Consider the following 17,878-nt stretch of genomic DNA (forward strand, 5'->3'; position numbering starts at 1 on the left):
ATCACACTTCACAGTGTTTCGCACTGAACCAAAGTTCCGGAGAAAACCATACGCATAGTAAAACTCGAAGAATTCTCACATACAGTTGCTGAACTAAAGCCTTCTTTAATTCACCAAAAACATTTTTATTAACTAAAGCCTTCTTTAGCGAATTAAAGAGTTGGATTTGCTTTAATAAAAAAGTGTTTTCCAATTTAACATATCTAAAATCAGAAAACACTTTTCGTAATATTTGGAATAAGATATCCGGATAGCAATTTTTCGACACGTTCTACAGCTTCTCATCAGGTGTTGTCAGTATTCCATGATAAAACCGGATGTAATTTACCAGAGAAAAAATCATAAAGGCGATCATGATAAGAATCAGGACATCTGCGGCTGCAGCCGGCAGATTCGGAGCGAGCAGAAGAAGCATAATACCCACATCTACCACACCGGTGGTAATCTTTCCGAACCACTGAGCACCCTTTCGGACATGCTTCTTTTTGATAACATAAAGCCCCATCAGAGACATATAACATTCTTTTAGCAGGAAAACCACCAGAAAAACTTTCATCATAGGATAACGCAGCAGCACCGCAATCGCAAGTGATCCCTGCGTCAGCTTGTCTGCAACCGGGTCCAGAATCTTTCCGAAATCGGTAACCATATGGAACTTTCTGGCAATTTTCCCGTCAAAAAAATCAGTGAGCAGAGAAATGCCCAGAATCACAAATGCGGCAAAAAAGTCTTCGGGGCTGTCCGCATAACTGTACAGATACAAAAATACCGGTATCATCAGTATCCGAAAATATCCCATAAGATTGGGAATGCTGAAATATTCTTTTACCATGTTATCCTCCTGCTTTTGTGTAATGACTGGAAGTCTGAAGAAAAAATTCCAGAATGCGGCAGATTTTTCTGCCCCCTTATTATATGAATCTGAAAAAAATATGTCAATTATGAATTTGCAAAAGCTGGCATTGGAAGCATTTGTAAAGAATTACAAATATAAAAGAATTCCGGAGAGATTCAGCAAAAACAAATATAAAAGAATTCCGGAGAGATTCAGCAAAAAGAAATAAAGAAGAATTCCAGAGAGACTCAACAAGTTAGCATCTCAAATATAGACAGAATCTGGAAATACAGAGCCACCTGGTTGACATCCGTTTGAAACGATTTTATAATCATTTTCATAGATTCAATATATCTGAATGTTAACTGTTCCGTACATGTTTATTGCATAATTGCATGCAGCAGACGGCAGAATTTTATGTATAACAGATATCAGACAGATGAGATAAATATCTTATATTGGAGGGTTTGTGATGAAAAAAATTGAACCGATGTCCTGGAAACAGGAAATGGCCGCTTTTCGGGAAAAAACAGATGCATTTTATAAAGGTGAGATTAAGAAAAACGAATACAAAGGATTTTCCGGCCTGTACGGAAGCTATGCACAGAAAGGCGGACAGGCCAGCATGCTTCGTCTGAGAATGACAGCCGGACGTGTAACGAAAGAGAAAATGGCGTTTACTGCTGATGCAATCCGTCGTTTTCATATACAGCGTATCCATTTTACAACCTGTGAAACCATTCAGCTTCACGACCTTCAGCCGGAAATGATTTATGATATTATGGAAGGGGCACTGGACTGTGGAATTGTTACCATGGGAGGCGGCGGGGATTTTCCCCGTAATGTGATGTGCTCTCCGCTTTCTGGTGTGGAGGCAGAAGAGTATTTTGATGTGATCCCGTATGCAGAAGCGGCTGCAGAATATCTGATGCATTTTATCAAGACTGAAAAAATGCCGCGTAAACTGAAGGTATGTTTCTCCAATTCACCGAAAAACTATCCCCATGCCACTTATCGCGACCTTGGTTTTGCAGCAAGAGAAGATGGGAAATTTGATGTTTACAGCGCAGGCGGTCTCGGCAACAATCCGCGTTTCGGAGTAAAAGTGGCAGAGGCAGTTGAGCCGGAGAAGATTCTGTATTATATCAAGGCAATGTGGCTTACCTTCCGTGCTTACGGAAATTATGAAAATCGTGCCAAAGCCAGAACCCGCTATATGCAGGATGTACTTGGCGGCGCAGAAAATTACAAAAAAGCATATCTGGAAAAACTGGAGGAAGTTTTTGCATCAGGAGAAGATCTTACAATTTCTGTAACAGCTCCGGAATGCAAAAAAACAGGAGATGGAACGGAGGCTTCCGGTTCTCGTGTTCTTCCGCAGAAGCAGAGAGGACTTTATACAGTTGCATGGCATCCGATCGGAGGTCAGCCATCTGCGGAAACTTTCTGCAGACTCAGTGATCTTCTTGCAGAAATTCCGGATGCGGAGATGCGTCTGGCTCCGGATGAAGGGGCATATATCATCAACCTGACTGGTTCGGAAGCGGAAAAAGTTCTGAATCTGACCAGCGATGGTGCACGTACGCTGTTTGAAACATCGGTAAGCTGTATTGGTGCAAGCATCTGTCAGGTTGGACTGCGCGATTCTCAGGCACTTTTGCAGGTCTGTGTGGATGCAGTAAGAGAAGCGTCCATCCCGGATGGAGCACTTCCGCAGATTCATATTTCCGGATGTCCGTCCTCCTGTGGAACACATCAGACCGGTGCTCTTGGATTCCGCGGTGCAGCAAAATCTATTGACGGCAAATCCCAGCCGGCATTTGTGCTGTATGTGAACGGCAGGGAATCCCAGGGAAAGGAAGCTTTTGGTCATGAAGCAGGAACCATTCTGCAGGATCGTATTCCGGCATTCCTTGTAGAACTTGGAAAGACGGTTGCCGCCAGTGGTAAGTCTTACGAGGAGTGGATTTCAGAAGACGCAGAAGGTGTGGATAAAATTGCTGCAGGCTATCTGGTGTAAATACTGCAGGAATGTGCTGAATTTACCAGAAAAGAAGCACGTGATGGAATTACCAGAAAAGAAGAATGTGATGGATTTACGAGAAGAACAGAAAAAATAGAAAAAGACAGAATCTGACGGAATGTATTTCTGCATATTTTCAGTTTCTCAATTTTCCATAAAATAGAAAGCAGATTTCATTTCTGTACGGTAGTTGAAGTACAGAGAAATGAAATCTGCTTTTCGTATATTTTCAAACACGCTCTAGGATAATGTTATGTATTTCCAATGATATAAGACGGCCCTTCAAACACGCTCTACGACGGAAGGGAATATATTGCGGGAGCAATCCGCAGTCAGATGACATAATCTCCTCCGTCAGTTCCTGACTCCAGCAGGTCCTGCAGTGTAATCCCGTCAAAATACTCGTCAATCAGTTTATAAAGGCCTTCCCACATGCTCAGAGTCTTGCATTCGGCTGCTCTTGGACATTTGTTCGGAACATCTTCCAGACAGGCTACCGGTGCAAGAGAACCTTCTGCCAGTTTCAGAATGCTGCCGATGGTATATTCCTCCGGTGATTTGGCCAGTTTATAGCCGCCGCCTTTCCCGCGCAGTGCAACCAGTAAGCCGTTTTTGCTGAAGGTAGAAATAATGGCTTCCAGATATTTTTCAGAAATCTCCTGTCTTCGGGCAATATCCATCAAAGGAATATATTCGCCCTGGTTATGTTCTGCCAGATCCAGCATCACGCGGATTGCATACCTTCCTCTTGTTGATATTTTCATGCTAGTTTCCTCCACATTATCAATATCTGTTTTTTAAAAACAGTAATGAATTTTCAAACACGCTAGTATAACCCACAATAAATAACCATATGTTTCGGTGAGGTATTTATTGTGGCTTATACTAGTACATCGAATAATAAATAACCAGCTATATCACTTGCCTGATTTCTCATCTGCTGCATTGTCGTCAATCGACGATGCCACCGCATCGCCTCATTCCTCCGCCTTGTATATGAGAAAATCATTCTGCGTGATATAGCCAGTCATTTATTTTTCGATGTACTTGATTCCCTCGTTTTCAAAATAACTGCACCAGATATTCTGCGTTATTGGTATAGTAATTTACGAAAGGATACGTTAGAAGCAGAATTCTCTGAAAAAGTCACACTCTGCATCGTTGCACTGTGCTGCATCAATTGTTTTGATATCACAGTGGAAGACATGTCCAAGCTGATTGATTTTATCACCGAAAACACGGAAGACAAACGGTACATTGTTTTCCATCAGTTTATTTACCAGCAACGGTGCCTGAATCTTCTGGAAATCATTTACAGAAGTCATGCAGAATACCGGCGGATAAACATCAGTAATACGGTTCAGCACATTGATCTTCTCCAGTTCTTCATCAGAGCCCTGTTCAGGAAGGAAATCCTTCATCAGTTCCAGTGCAAGCTGTTGGTCGGGATCGCCATTTTCCAGTGCATAGACACCACAGTTCAGCGCAATGGCTGTCAGCGCAAAGTTTTCCGGAACTGTAAATTCGTATCTTGCTGCATAATCAGGATTGGTGCAGATACCGGCATAGAGACCGAGAAGATGAGCTCCTGCAGAATCGCCTACGGCAAAGATTCTTTCTGTGTCAAAATGGTATCTTCCCGCACGTTTCATGACCCATTTGCACACAAGGTTCAAATCCTCCAGAGGTGCCGGGAACTGATGCTCGGGAGCAAGACGGTAAGTGAAATTCACAACTGCAAAACCGCGCTGAGCCAGACTCATGCAGTAATACTGATAACGCTCTTTGTCACCATATACCCATCCGCCGCCATGCACGCTGATGATCACAGGAAGATCCTCTCCTTCAGCCTGCTTTGGACGGTAAACATCCAGTTTCTGAATATTCCGGTCTTCGTGGCTGTAGACAATATTGTCCCAGCGCTCTACATCCTCCGGTGTATTCATCAATGCGTCTCTTTCATCATCACTTTTTTTAAACTCTGCTCTGAGTTTATCACTTAATTCAGACATTTCATTTCCTCCATGATTCTTATATGATACAGGATTGTTTCCTGTTATTTATTATTTTCGTCGTTCTGGAAATACTCTCTGGTGAGCTGTATAACAACCGGAGCCAGAAGAAACAGTGCAATCAGGTTGGGGATTGCCATCAGTCCGTTGAAGGTTTCTGCGATACTCCAGATCAGACCAAGGTCAACGGTAGCTCCAAGAAGTGCAACCAGTGAGTAGAGTACCATAAACGGCCGGATCGTTCTGCTTCCGAGAAGAAATTCCATACACCGTGCTCCGTAAAGTCCCCATCCAATGATGGTGGAGAAGGCAAAACAGCACATGGCAATTGCTGTAAAAATAGAAACCCAGTTGCCGTAAACAGCTGTAAAACCGGAAATAGTCAGTTCTGCACCTGCGGCTGATCCATAGGGAACGTTCACTCCGCTTAAGAGAATGACAAGAGCCGTGAGCGTGCAGATCACGATGGTGTCCATAAATACTTCAAAGATTCCAAAAAAGCCCTGTTTCACAGGTTTGCGTGTATCCGCACAGGCATGGGCGATCGATCCTGTACCAAGACCGGCTTCGTTGGAAAAAATACCGCGGGAGACACCTTTTTTCATGCTGAGGAAAAAGCTTCCCACAATACCGCCTGTTACTGCAGAAGGCTGAAAAGCACCTCTGATAACAGAAGCAAAAACAGCCGGAACCCGGTTGATGTTCAGAAGTATCACGCCAATTGCAAGGATGATGTAGATCAGTGCCATAACCGGAACCAGTTTTTCGGTAACTTTTCCGATACGCTTGATACCGCCGAGAAGAATCAGGCCGACAAGAATCGTGATGACGATGCCGATGATCAGGCAGCTGATGCAAACTCCGGACTCGGAAATCACATGGTAATTGAGCAGCGCGGAATTGATGGCTGCAGTAATGGTATTGACCTGTGTGGCATTTCCGGTTCCAAATACGGCAAGTACACCGAAAAGAGCAAACAGGTATGCAAGAAAGATCCATTTTTTGCCCAGACCGTTTTTGATATAGTACATGGGTCCGCCCACCAGGTCTCCCTGTTTATTTTTTTCACGAAAATGAACGGCAAGCGTTACTTCGGAAAATTTGGTACACATACCAAGCAGGGCAGAAATCCACATCCAGAATACAGCGCCTGGTCCGCCGATTGCGATTGCTCCGGCAACTCCTGCAATGTTACCGGTTCCTACGGTAGCAGCAAGTGCCGTACAGACAGCCTGGAATGGAGTGAGGGCACCGTCCGCCGCTTCTTTCTTGCGGAACATTCGCCCGATCGTGCATTTCATAGCGTAGGGGAATTTGCGAATCTGAATAAATCCGGACCGGATGCTTAAATACAGACCGACACCAATGATGCAGATCATAGCCGGTACACCCCAGATGAAATCGTTGACAATACTGTTGATTTTTTCAATTGTTTGCAGCATATGAACCTTCCTTTGTATAAAATGATGAAATGGAATAGAAAAATTTTAGCATAAAATGGGGAAAAAGTACAGAATTTTATAGAAAGAACAATTAAAGAAATTAGCACTCGCTCAAAGAAAGTGCTAACAAAACACTTGACACAGGAAAAGAAAAGTGTTATATTCCACATAGAACAGAAGAAGAACGAAATACGTTTTTCATATAAGGAGGAAAGCCTATGAATATCAGTAAATTTACACAGAAATCCATTGAGGCTGTCCAGAACCTGGAGAAAGTCGCTTATGAATACGGCAACCAGGAAATCGAGCAGGAGCATCTTCTGTATACTCTTCTGACACAGGAAGACAGCCTGATTCTCAAACTGATCGAGAAGATGGAGATTAATAAGGAATATTTTCTGAATACAGTAAAAAAAGCCCTGGATGCAAAAGTAAAGGTATCCGGCGGAGAACTCCGCTTCGGCCAGTATCTGAACAAGGCTCTGGTAAGTGCCGAAGATGAAGCGAAGGCCATGGGAGACGAATATGTTTCTGTGGAACATTTGTTTTTGTCCATTCTGAAACAGCCAAGCCCCAGTATGCAGAAAATCCTTAAGGAATTCGGCATTACCAGAGAACGCTTTCTGCAGGCTTTGTCCACAGTCAGAGGCAATCAGCGTGTAGTCAGCGATAATCCGGAAGCTACTTACGATACACTGAACAAATACGGCGAGGAACTGGTAGAAAAAGCCCGCAATCAGAAAATGGATCCGGTGATCGGCCGTGATGCGGAGATTCGGAATATCATCCGTATTCTTTCCCGTAAGACCAAGAATAACCCGGTTCTGATCGGGGAACCCGGCGTAGGCAAAACAGCGGCGATTGAAGGGCTTGCCCAGCGTGTTGCGGCAGGAGATGTTCCGGAGGGACTTAAAAATAAGAAGATTTTTGCCCTGGATATGGGAGCTCTGGTGGCAGGTGCCAAGTACAGAGGCGAATTTGAGGAACGACTGAAAGCAGTTCTGGAGGAAGTGAAAAAGAGTGAAGGAAATATCATTCTTTTCATTGATGAGCTTCACCTGATCGTAGGTGCCGGCAAGACCGACGGTGCCATGGATGCAGGCAATATGCTGAAACCCATGCTTGCCAGAGGAGAACTGCACTGTATCGGTGCCACGACGCTGGATGAATACCGTCAGTATATCGAAAAGGATGCAGCTTTGGAACGCCGTTTCCAGCCTGTGACAGTAGATGAGCCGACAGTAGAAGATACCATTTCCATTCTTCGTGGACTGAAGGAACGCTATGAAGTTTATCATGGTGTCAAGATTACCGACAGTGCTCTGGTAGCAGCGGCAACACTGTCCCACCGATATATCACTGACCGTTTCCTTCCGGACAAAGCCATTGACCTTGTGGATGAGGCATGTGCTCTGATCAAGACCGAATTGGATTCCATGCCTACCGAACTGGATGAACAGCGGCGCCGGATCATGCAGATGGAAATCGAAGAATCCGCGCTCAAAAAAGAAACAGACAGCCTGAGTAAAGAACGTCTTGCAGATCTTCAGAAGGAACTGGCAGAGATGCGGGATGCCTTCAATACCCAGAAAGCACAGTGGGATAACGAGAAGCATTCGGTGGAGAAACTGCAGAAACTCCGTGAGCAGATTGAAGATGTCAACAAACAGATTCAGAAAGCCCAGCAGGACTATAATCTGGAAAAGGCTGCAGAGCTTCAGTATGGGGAACTCCCGAGACTGCAGCAGCAGCTGGAAATTGAAGAGCGTAATGTAAAAGAAAGTGACCGCAGACTGGTTCATGAGGCAGTGACGGATGATGAGATTGCCAGAATCATTTCCCGCTGGACCGGAATTCCAGTGACGAGACTGACCGAAGGAGAGAGAACCAAGCTTCTTGGCCTGGAAGAGCAGCTTCATAAGCGTGTGATCGGACAGGATGAAGGTGTCCGCCGTGTGACGGATGCGATTCTCCGTTCCAAAGCGGGAATCAAGGATCCTACCAAGCCAATCGGTTCCTTCCTGTTCCTTGGACCAACAGGCGTCGGTAAGACAGAACTTGCCAAGACTCTGGCGGAAACACTTTTTGACGATGAGCAGAATATGGTCCGTATCGATATGAGTGAGTATATGGAGAAGTATTCTGTATCCAGACTGATCGGAGCGCCTCCCGGATATGTAGGATATGAGGAAGGCGGCCAGCTTACAGAGGCAGTTCGGAGAAAACCGTACAGCGTTGTTCTCTTTGATGAGATTGAGAAAGCACATCCGGATGTATTCAATGTCCTTCTTCAGGTGCTGGACGATGGAAGAATTACCGATTCTCAGGGAAGAACTGTGGATTTCAAGAATACGATTCTGATCATGACTTCCAATATCGGATCTCCGTATCTGCTGGAAGGCATTGATGAAAACGGTGAGATCAGACCGGAAGCGGAAGAACAGGTGATGAATGACCTGAGAAATCACTTCCGTCCGGAATTTTTGAACCGTCTTGATGAAACAATTTTATTTAAGCCCTTGACAAAAGACAATATTGGTATGATAGTAGACTTACTGGTAAAAGATTTGAACAAGCGTCTTTCTGACCAGGAACTTTCCCTGGAACTGACCGATGCAGCCAAGAAGCTGTCTATTGAGGAAGGATATGATCCGGTTTACGGAGCCCGTCCGCTGAAACGTTATCTGCAGAAAAATGTGGAGACGCTCGCTGCAAGACGGATTCTGTCCGGTGATGTCCATACCGGAGACACAATTGTGCTGGATGTTCAGGATGGGGAGTTCATCACAAGGATAAAGGATGGCAACTCATGATACCAAAAGACCCTGTCATTTTGTTAAGTTACGTGAATACCCAGCTTCGGGATTACTATGATTCCCTGGAGGCTCTCTGCACCTGCAGAGGATTGAAGAAAAAAGAACTGGAAGAAAAGATGGATTCCATCGATTATCATTACGATGCGGATACCAATCAGTTTATATAGGGTATCAACAGCAAAAACCCCCGGAAGCATTCTTCCGGGGGTTTTGTGATGCAGGATTTTACAAGAGCATTTCTTTCTATACTTTTGCGTGAATATGGGATATAATATAAAAATGCCATGTAAGATCATACAAGAGTAAGGGGAATCGAACAATCATGACAGAAAGCAGAAAATATCTGGAACATGTGCTGAACAGTCTTCACAGGAGAATCGCGGAAATCAATGCTTCAATCGCAGAGGGCGAGAAGGAGATTGAAAATATGCATGAATACTACTGGGAAAACTATACAGAAATGGACCAGTATGGATACGAAAATTTTGACAATCAGCAGGCATTGCTTCATCAGGTAAATGCCAACCAGGAAGAACGGCAGCGGCGCCATCGTTTTCGCAAGATGCTGGATTCGCCCTTTTTCGGAAGAGTGGATTTCCGTTTTGAGGGAGAGGAAGAAGCGGAAACTTTTTATATTGGAATCGGGAATTTTGCAGAAAAGACAGGAGGGATTCCACTGGTTTACGACTGGCGTGCTCCTGTGAGCGGACTTTTTTACGATTATGACAAAGGTCCGGCTTCCTATACGGCTCCTGCCGGAGAAATTACCGGCGAGATTACATCAAAATGGCAGTATAAGATCCGCGGAGGAAAGATGCTCTATGAATTTGAGAGCGATATCAAGATTGATGATGAGATTCTAAAAGCAGAACTTGGCAGTAACGGTGAGGTACAGCTGAAAAATATCATCCGAACTATTCAGAAAGAGCAGAATGCCATCATCCGTAATACAAAGGATAAAATACTCGTGATTCAGGGTGCAGCCGGAAGCGGTAAGACCTCTATTGCGCTGCACAGAATCGCTTATCTTCTCTATCATGACCGGAACAACCTGAAATCCTCCAATATTCTGATCCTGTCTCCGAATAGTGTATTTGCGGATTATATTTCTCATATCCTTCCGGAACTGGGAGAGGAAAATATTCGTGAGATGAGTTTTGATCTGTTTGCTTATCGGGAACTGAAAGATACGGTTTCAGACTGTGAGGACCGTTATGATCAGATTGAGCGTTCCATTGCGCATCCTGGTAAGCGGGATTATTTCCACGAAAAACAGTCTGTGGAATTCCTGAACAGTATGGAACGGTTTTTCCTTGAAATGGAAGATGAACTGATGCGCTTCCGGGATGTGGAATACAAAGGACACGTCAAAACAGAAAAAGAGATCATAGAACTGTTTTATTTCAAATTTATGGATATTCCGCTGCTTTCCAGAATGGATGCGGTGGCGGAATATTTTATTGATGAAGTGGAGACGCTTCGCGGCGGCGATCTTCCGGATGAGGAACGGGAAGCACTGAGAGAAAAATTCATGAAGATGTATGAGACCAGAGATCTGTATGTGCTTTACAGCGAGTTCCTGAAAAGAGAGGGATATCCGGGACTTCCGAGGGTTGGCTTTGAGAAGCGGAGACTGCGTTATGAGGATGTTTATCCGATGCTTTATATGAAATACAGCCTTTTCAGAAAGAAGGGAGACAGTCATATCAAGCATCTTGTGGTGGATGAAATGCAGGATTATTCCAGAATGCAGTATCTGATTCTGAAGAAAATGTTTCCCTGCAGGATGACGATTCTCGGAGACAGGGCACAGACGATGGATGAAAAAGTACAGGATGTGCTGGAGTTCCTGCCGGGAATTTTCGGAAAAGATATCCGCAGAATAGTCATGAATAAAAGTTACCGCAATACAGTGGAGATTGCACAATATGCCAATCAGCTTGCCGGTATTACAGATATGGAATTATTTGAACGTCATGGAGCTCCTGTTGAGGAAAAAGAATGCAGTTCTATGAGTGAGGCTCTTGAGAAAGCATTGGAATGTCTCCGGATCGGAGAGGATGCCTATGAGACGGCTGCAGTGATTCTGCGCACGGAAGGAGAAGCCCTTGCGGCTTATGCGTTTATGAAAGAACGGATGGAGCAGAAAGGGTTTGACACGGAGAAAATGCTCACCTATATGGACCGCAACAGCTCCAGCTTCCGCAAAGGTCTGACAGTTACGACGTTTTATCTTGCGAAAGGCCTGGAATTTGACCAGGTATTTTCTGTTTTTCCTGTAAAAGATACCACACCGCTGGTAAAGCAGGCACGGTATATTGCAGCCACCAGAGCGCTGCATGAACTTCATATGTATGAGTATAAAAAGGGAAAAAAGATTATGCGTTCAGAGTATTAAACAATAAAGGTGATGCGTTCAAAGCATTAAAAAATAAAGGTGATACGTTTCGAGCATTCAAGCATAAAAAAATAATACGTTTAGAGAACTTGATCGTAAAAAAGATATTACAGATATTTTACAGAATTTTTATATCATAAGAAAGTGCTCTGCATTGCCTTGTAATATAAAAAAACTCTGGGCAGGATTATATAAGGAGCCATATTTACTGCAGTTGCTTTGCGGATATTTCTGTGAAAATCTGTCCATACTATGGAGAGACGAAGGGTTGTTAAGCAAATGCTGCAGCGGTTTCGGAATTCAGTGGGACACAGGATTTTCACAATACCTGCGGTAAATTTTATTGACAGTTTTGTCATAAAATAATAAAATAAACAGGAATTCTGGAAAATAACAGAAAACAGTCAGTGCACGAAGTTATGCAGAATGTATGATTCCCGTGCATTGCGAAGCGTGTTGCTGGGAATGGATGAAACAGTAACAATGATTTAAGGAGGCTACTATGAAGAATAAAAAAGTACTTGCGATACTTGCAATGGCTATTTCCATGTCCTGTGTATTCACGGCCTGTGGATTTGGCAGCAAAGAGGAGGAACAGGTGGTAGTAGATGTGACTCCTACACCGGAACCGACGGATGTGCCGGATCCTACACCAACGATCGCACCTGATACACAGACAAGTATTTATACATCCAGGGACAAAACAATTTCCATGAAACTGCCGGATGCCACCTGGGCGAATAAGACTGATGAGACAGATATGGTCAGCTTTGAATCTCCGGAACAGGGGAAAATTCTGATTCTCCATGGAGCAGGGGAAGAAGATATGTCTGTGGCTGTGATTCCGAGTACCGAGGATATGGCGGTATCCTTGGAACAGGCATCGGACCTGGTGCAGGGAACCGATTTTGAAATACAGAATTATACGGCGACAAACACAGACGGCATTAACGTTTACAGTTATGTGACCAAGATGCTGAATCCTGATAAGAGTGACGGGTTTGTATATGTGGTAAATAAAGTATTTGCAAATGACGAAGAATACTACACCATACAGGGTTCTGTGAGAACAGAGGATGCTCTGGAGAAGATTCAGGAATCCATAGATTCCTTTGCCATTGTGGGAGATTCTACTCTGAAGAGTGCAGCTCCGGGTGCGGATGATAAGGGAACAACAGGAAATACAGATACTGAAACAGACGGAACCACAGCAGGTACTGCAGATGGTACGGCAGCAGACGGAACGACTGCTCAGCCGGCAGAAGGAACAGACAGCAGTCAGACCTCCGGCGGAGAAAGCTCCGGCAGTACCAATTCCGGCGGATTTACGCAGGAACAGCTGACAGACACCAATCAGACCAGAACGATCTACCGTAATTCCGATGGACATCCGCTTGTGATCACACCGAACGGGGACGGTACATGGAGTGATTTTGACGGAAATACCTATGACTTCGTGAATGAGGAAGATGTTTACGATCAGAATGGCGTAGATTATTATTATCACGGTGAAGGTGCAGATGTATACTACATGCCTGTTGAATAAAATGAGCATGTGCATGTGAAAGGCAGAAATGTCAGAAAAGCTGCGGCAGGGATGAACTGCCCGCAGCTTTTTTGTATCCTGGGTAAGTGCTTCGCATTTTCCTGTAATAAAAAAATATCCCGGGTAAGTGATTTTCATTTTCCCGGGATACAAAAAGCCCTTCGGGCAGGATCACACGGTAATAATAAACTTGTACATATTTCAGGTTCTGTGATACAATAAACTGATTACAGCTGTTTGGAAAAGCTGAAAGATGTTGCTGGGCTGATGGAACAGTAACGGAAAAATGCAATTTCCGGGAGGACAGGAATGGAAGCATATGGTGAATTTGCAAAGGTTTATGATATGTTCATGGATAATGTGGACTATGAGGCGTGGTGCAGTTATCTCACAGAACGCCTGAAAGAATATAAAATCAACAATGGGCTTGTTCTGGAACTGGGCTGCGGTACCGGTACCATGACAGAAATGCTGGCAGAAGCCGGATATGATATGATCGGTGTGGACAATTCCGAAGAAATGCTGGCAGAAGCCATGGAGAAGCGTGTGGAGTCCGGACACGACATTCTTTATCTTCTGCAGGATATGCAGGAATTTGAATTATATGGGACTGTCCGGGCAATCATAAGTGTGTGCGACTGTATGAATTATCTTACGGAAGAGGAGGATTTTCTTCAGGTACTGAAACTGGCGAACAATTATCTGGATCCGGGCGGTATTTTTATTTTTGATGTAAATACGGATTATAAATACCGGGAAGTCATCGGTGACAGCACCATTGCAGAAAACCGTGAGGATAGCAGTTTTATCTGGGAGAACAGCTTTGATCCGGAAACCGGGATGAATGTTTATGAACTGACGCTGTTTCTTCTGCGGGAAGACGGGCTTTATGAAAAAGAGGAAGAAGTACATTATCAGCGGGCTTATACCGTAGATGCGATACGCAGAATGATTGCGGATTCCGGGATGGAGCTTCTTCACATATATGATGCCTATACTCTGGAGCCGCCCCGTGCGGACAGTGAACGGCTCACATTTATTGTGAAAGAAAAAGGAAAAAAACGATTTTGAATAAGGAAGAGGAATAGAAAGATGAGTGATTATATTGTAAGAGCAATGGCGGCAAATCAGCAGATCCGTGCGTTTGCTGCTGTAACCAGAGATGTTGTGGAGACAGCCAGAATGGCCCATAATACCAGTCCTGTGGCAACTGCTGCGCTGGGACGTCTTCTGACAGGCGGTGCTATGATGGGGGTTATGATGAAAGGGGAAAAAGATATTCTTACTCTTCAGATCAAGGCGGGCGGACCTCTGAATGGAATTACTGTAACTGCGGATTCCCAGGGAAGAGTGAAAGGTTATGTGGGAAATCCCAATGTCTGTATTCCGGCAAATTCCAAAGGCAAGCTGGATGTGGCAGGTGCCGTGGGAGTCGGGTTTATGAATGTGATTAAGGATATGGGAATGAAAGAACCCTATATGGGTCAGGTGGCTCTTCAGACCAGCGAAATTGCGGAAGATCTGACGTATTATTTTGCGACCAGTGAGCAGGTGCCGTCTGCAGTGGGGCTTGGCGTTCTGATGAATAAGGATAATACCGTGCGTCAGGCTGGCGGATTCATCGTACAGGTTATGCCTTTTGCAGAGGATGCGACCATCGATAAACTGGAAAAAAATGTGCAGAATATCACTTCTGTGACCAATCTTCTGGAAGAGGGACATACCCCGGAAAGCCTTCTGGAAAAAGTGCTGGAAGGATTTGATATTGAGATCAATGACCGCATTCCGACGGAGTTCTACTGTAACTGCAGCAAACAGCGTGTGGAAAAGGCCCTGATTAGTATTGGAAGGAAGGATCTCAATGAACTGATCCAGGAAGGCAAAGATGTGGAACTGAACTGTCATTTCTGCAATAAGAATTATGTATTTTCCGTAGAAGAACTGAAGGAAATTCTTCGAAGATGCAAATAAAAAAATGCTGTGAATCATAACAAAAGCGGCTGCCTGCTGTGAAAGAAAAGAGAGGAAAGGGCTATGAAAGACGGGTTTATCAAAGTTGCTGCCTGCACACCGAATGTGAGAGTGGCGGATTGTGAGTATAATGCAGAGGAAATCATCCGTATGGCACAGGATGCAGGAACTCACGGAGCAAAGGTAATCGTTATGCCGGAGCTTTGTATTACATCTTATACCTGCGGAGATTTATTCTGGCAGGAGCTGCTTCTGGAAGAAGCAAAAAAACAGCTTCTGCATATTGCAGAAGAAACAGCAAAGCTGGATGCAGTCCTTTTTGTGGGACTTCCGCTGGAATATAAAGGAAAACTGTATAATACGGCAGCAGGTATCTGCCGGGGTGAGATTCTGGGCTTTGTACCGAAGATTCATCTGCCGAATTATAATGAATTTTATGAGGCGAGATATTTTACTTCCGGAGCAGAAGTGGATGGCTTCGTTCTGCTGAAGAACGGTTCCGGAGAGGAAATGGAAGTTCCGATTTCTTCGAACCTGTTATTTACCTGTACCGCTATGCCGGATCTGAAAATTGCAGCGGAAATCTGCGAAGATCTCTGGGTTCCGAACCCGCCAAGTGTTGCCCATGCCTATCATGGAGCCACGCTGATCGTGAATCTTTCTGCAAGTGATGAGGTGGTAGGCAAGGATTCCTACCGGAGAAGTCTGGTCAGCAGTCAGTCCGCAAGGCTGCTGTGCGGTTATCTTTATGCGACAGCAGGGGAGGGAGAATCCACACAGGATGTTGTTTATGGAGGACATAACCTGATCGCGGAAAATGGTACCATACTTGCCGAGAGCAGGCGCTTTGTCAATGGAATCACCTGTGCGGATCTGGATATCCGGAGACTGGCCAACGAAAGAAGACGCATGACGACCTGCCTTTTCTCTTCTGACAGGGAGGAGGGAGAAAAAGAACCATTTTACAGTGAAGTATTTTTTGATTTGTCCGTAGAGGAAACGAAGCTTACCCGGAAATTTGATTCCCGTCCGTTTGTGCCGGGAGTGAAGGAAGAAAGAGACAGACGATGTGATGAGATCCTGCATATTCAGGCAATGGGACTGAAAAAACGTCTTGCGCATATCCACTGCCAGAATGCGGTGATCGGTTTGTCGGGAGGCCTTGATTCTACGTTGGCACTTCTGGTGACTGTCCGTGCCTTTGATCTTCTGGGAATGGACAGGAAGAAGATTACAGCAGTGACAATGCCGTGTTTTGGCACTACAGACAGAACGTATCATAATGCATGTATGTTAAGTGAGCGTCTGGGAACAACGCTGAAAGAGGTAAATATCCGGGAAGCCGTGAATATTCATTTCCGGGACATTGAGCATGATCCGGAGAAACATGATGTGACCTACGAAAACGGTCAGGCCCGTGAGCGGACACAGATTCTTATGGATATTGCAAACCAGTCCGGCGGAATTGTGATCGGAACCGGAGACCTTTCCGAGCTTGCACTTGGCTGGGCAACGTATAATGGAGATCATATGTCCATGTATGCTGTGAACTGTTCTGTGCCAAAGACACTGGTACGTCATCTGGTACAATATTATGCCGATACCTGCGGTGACGGTCAGTTGAGTGAAGTCCTTCTGGATATTCTGGACACACCGGTGAGCCCGGAACTGCTTCCGCCAAAAGATGGCGTGATCTCCCAGAAAACGGAAGATCTTGTGGGACCATATGAGCTTCATGACTTTTTCCTGTACTATATGCTGAGATGGACATTCCCGCCGAAGAAAATCTACCGTATGGCACAGATTGCTTTCGAAGGAGAATATGATAATGCAACGATCCTGAAATGGATGAAGATATTTTACCGGAGATTTTTCCAGCAGCAGTTTAAGCGTTCCTGTCTTCCGGACGGACCGAAAGTGGGAAGCGTTGCAGTTTCTCCGAGAGGAGACCTGCGCATGCCAAGTGATGCCTGCGCAAAGCACTGGCTTGATCAGGTGGAAACACTGGATGGAAATCACGAATCATAAAAAATACTTCATGCTTTTATGCTGAATGGAAATTACTAATCAAAAAGACTATATTTTGTAATTTCGTAATTTATATGGCTATTATTTTTTGCTGAATGAAACAACAGCCCGGCTGAATTTCTGTAAGAGAAACTAAGCCGGGCTGTTGTTTTTGGGGCAGATGAGTGCAGTTATTCCGGTGTGGCTTTTTCCAGAGCATCCTGAATGGCATTCAGAAGCATCTGAGAAGTATATTTCTGGTCAGAGGAATACTCGATTCCTTCCAGAGACTGCGTGGAATAGATCTGGCTGGCAAGAGACACCAGTGCCGGCTGCATCAGCGGGAACATGGCGGAAGTCGTCTCACTCAGATTGACCAGCTGGATGGAGCGGATCCGGTCTGCATCCACTGTCACTTCTACATCAAAGGTGTTTCCGCTAAGTTCAATGGAGGAACGGTAAATGCCCGGAGTGTACCGGGCATTTGTGTCCGAAGCAGTTTTCTGGCTTTGCCCGGGCCCGAACATAAAGAACAGAATGATGCCAAGGGCAATCGCAAGAATGAGAAAAATGGCGGTATAGATGATTTCTTTCATATGTAACACAACGATTTTTGTTCTGGAACTCATGGCACGCGCCTCCTGTTTTACTTTCTATATCCTATTAAACCGGACAGGTTTTTATTCCTGCTTCTGTATCAGAAATTAGACATCAGTCTCTTTATTTGCTATAATGGGAGCATTGAAGTGAGAGAATCCTGATAAGTGAATCCGAAATTTTGAAAACGGAAATCCCCAAAACAGAAATCCCCAAAACAGAAATCCCAAA

At 44.6% G+C, this 17,878-nt stretch carries 13 protein-coding genes; 8 read left to right on the top strand and 5 right to left on the bottom strand.

What is annotated here, in order from left to right; translation table 11 throughout:
• Nucleotides 1-271: 271 nt before the first annotated feature.
• A complete protein-coding gene (locus ACTNEW_RS13305) occupies nucleotides 272-832 on the bottom strand; it encodes a CDP-alcohol phosphatidyltransferase family protein (RefSeq protein ID WP_441061899.1) in 561 nt (186 codons plus the stop codon).
• Nucleotides 833-1,307: 475 nt separating this feature from the next.
• Between ACTNEW_RS13305 and ACTNEW_RS13310 the strand changes: the two genes are divergently transcribed.
• Nucleotides 1,308-2,855: a nitrite/sulfite reductase gene (locus tag ACTNEW_RS13310; RefSeq protein ID WP_441061901.1), complete on the top strand. Its 1,548-nt coding sequence runs from the start codon at nucleotides 1,308-1,310 to the stop codon at nucleotides 2,853-2,855.
• A 335-nt stretch (nucleotides 2,856-3,190) separates the two neighbouring features.
• Here the strand turns inward: ACTNEW_RS13310 and ACTNEW_RS13315 are convergent, their stop codons facing one another.
• The 3 genes from ACTNEW_RS13315 to ACTNEW_RS13325 form a co-directional block, all read right to left on the bottom strand.
• A complete protein-coding gene (locus ACTNEW_RS13315) occupies nucleotides 3,191-3,622 on the bottom strand; it encodes an RrF2 family transcriptional regulator (protein ID WP_441061903.1) in 432 nt (143 codons plus the stop codon).
• Nucleotides 3,623-3,979: 357 nt separating this feature from the next.
• Entirely contained in the window at nucleotides 3,980-4,870 is an 891-nt protein-coding gene (locus ACTNEW_RS13320; RefSeq protein WP_441061905.1) for an alpha/beta hydrolase, read from the bottom strand.
• Nucleotides 4,871-4,914: 44 nt separating this feature from the next.
• A complete protein-coding gene (locus ACTNEW_RS13325; protein WP_441061907.1) occupies nucleotides 4,915-6,312 on the bottom strand; it encodes an alanine/glycine:cation symporter family protein in 1,398 nt (465 codons plus the stop codon).
• Nucleotides 6,313-6,530: 218 nt separating this feature from the next.
• On the opposite strand from ACTNEW_RS13325, the gene clpB reads away from it, so the two are divergent.
• The 7 genes from clpB (at nucleotide 6,531) to ACTNEW_RS13360 (ending at nucleotide 17,071) form a co-directional block, all read left to right on the top strand.
• Nucleotides 6,531-9,125, top strand: coding sequence for an ATP-dependent chaperone ClpB (clpB, locus tag ACTNEW_RS13330; RefSeq protein ID WP_441061909.1), 2,595 nt, complete (start codon nucleotides 6,531-6,533; stop codon nucleotides 9,123-9,125).
• Nucleotides 9,122-9,295 carry a DUF4250 domain-containing protein gene (locus tag ACTNEW_RS13335; protein ID WP_441061911.1) on the top strand — a complete coding sequence of 58 codons (174 nt, stop codon included), beginning with the start codon at nucleotides 9,122-9,124 and terminating at the stop codon, nucleotides 9,293-9,295. Before clpB ends, ACTNEW_RS13335 begins: the two co-directional genes overlap by 4 nt.
• A gap of 155 nt (nucleotides 9,296-9,450) precedes the next feature.
• Nucleotides 9,451-11,526: a HelD family protein gene (locus ACTNEW_RS13340; RefSeq protein WP_441061913.1), complete on the top strand. Its 2,076-nt coding sequence runs from the start codon at nucleotides 9,451-9,453 to the stop codon at nucleotides 11,524-11,526.
• Between the two features lie 502 nt (nucleotides 11,527-12,028).
• On the top strand, nucleotides 12,029-13,072 hold the full coding sequence (locus ACTNEW_RS13345; protein ID WP_441061915.1) for a PsbP-related protein: 1,044 nt from the start codon (nucleotides 12,029-12,031) through the stop codon (nucleotides 13,070-13,072).
• 309 nt (nucleotides 13,073-13,381) lie between these two features.
• Nucleotides 13,382-14,143 carry a class I SAM-dependent DNA methyltransferase gene (locus tag ACTNEW_RS13350; RefSeq protein ID WP_441061917.1) on the top strand — a complete coding sequence of 254 codons (762 nt, stop codon included), beginning with the start codon at nucleotides 13,382-13,384 and terminating at the stop codon, nucleotides 14,141-14,143.
• Between the two features lie 21 nt (nucleotides 14,144-14,164).
• Nucleotides 14,165-15,043, top strand: coding sequence for an Hsp33 family molecular chaperone HslO (gene hslO / locus ACTNEW_RS13355; RefSeq protein WP_441061919.1), 879 nt, complete (start codon nucleotides 14,165-14,167; stop codon nucleotides 15,041-15,043).
• 63 nt (nucleotides 15,044-15,106) lie between these two features.
• Nucleotides 15,107-17,071 (top strand): NAD(+) synthase, encoded by a 1,965-nt coding sequence (locus ACTNEW_RS13360; RefSeq protein ID WP_441061921.1) that lies wholly within the window; start codon nucleotides 15,107-15,109, stop codon nucleotides 17,069-17,071.
• 170 nt (nucleotides 17,072-17,241) lie between these two features.
• Here ACTNEW_RS13360 and ACTNEW_RS13365 read toward each other — a convergent pair whose 3' ends face one another.
• Nucleotides 17,242-17,679 carry an FMN-binding protein gene (locus ACTNEW_RS13365; RefSeq protein ID WP_441061922.1) on the bottom strand — a complete coding sequence of 146 codons (438 nt, stop codon included), beginning with the start codon at nucleotides 17,677-17,679 and terminating at the stop codon, nucleotides 17,242-17,244.
• Between the last annotated feature and the right edge of the window lie 199 nt (nucleotides 17,680-17,878).

Source organism: Blautia sp. HCP3S3_G3, from assembly GCF_052063365.1.
Lineage (GTDB): Bacteria > Bacillota > Clostridia > Lachnospirales > Lachnospiraceae > Blautia_A.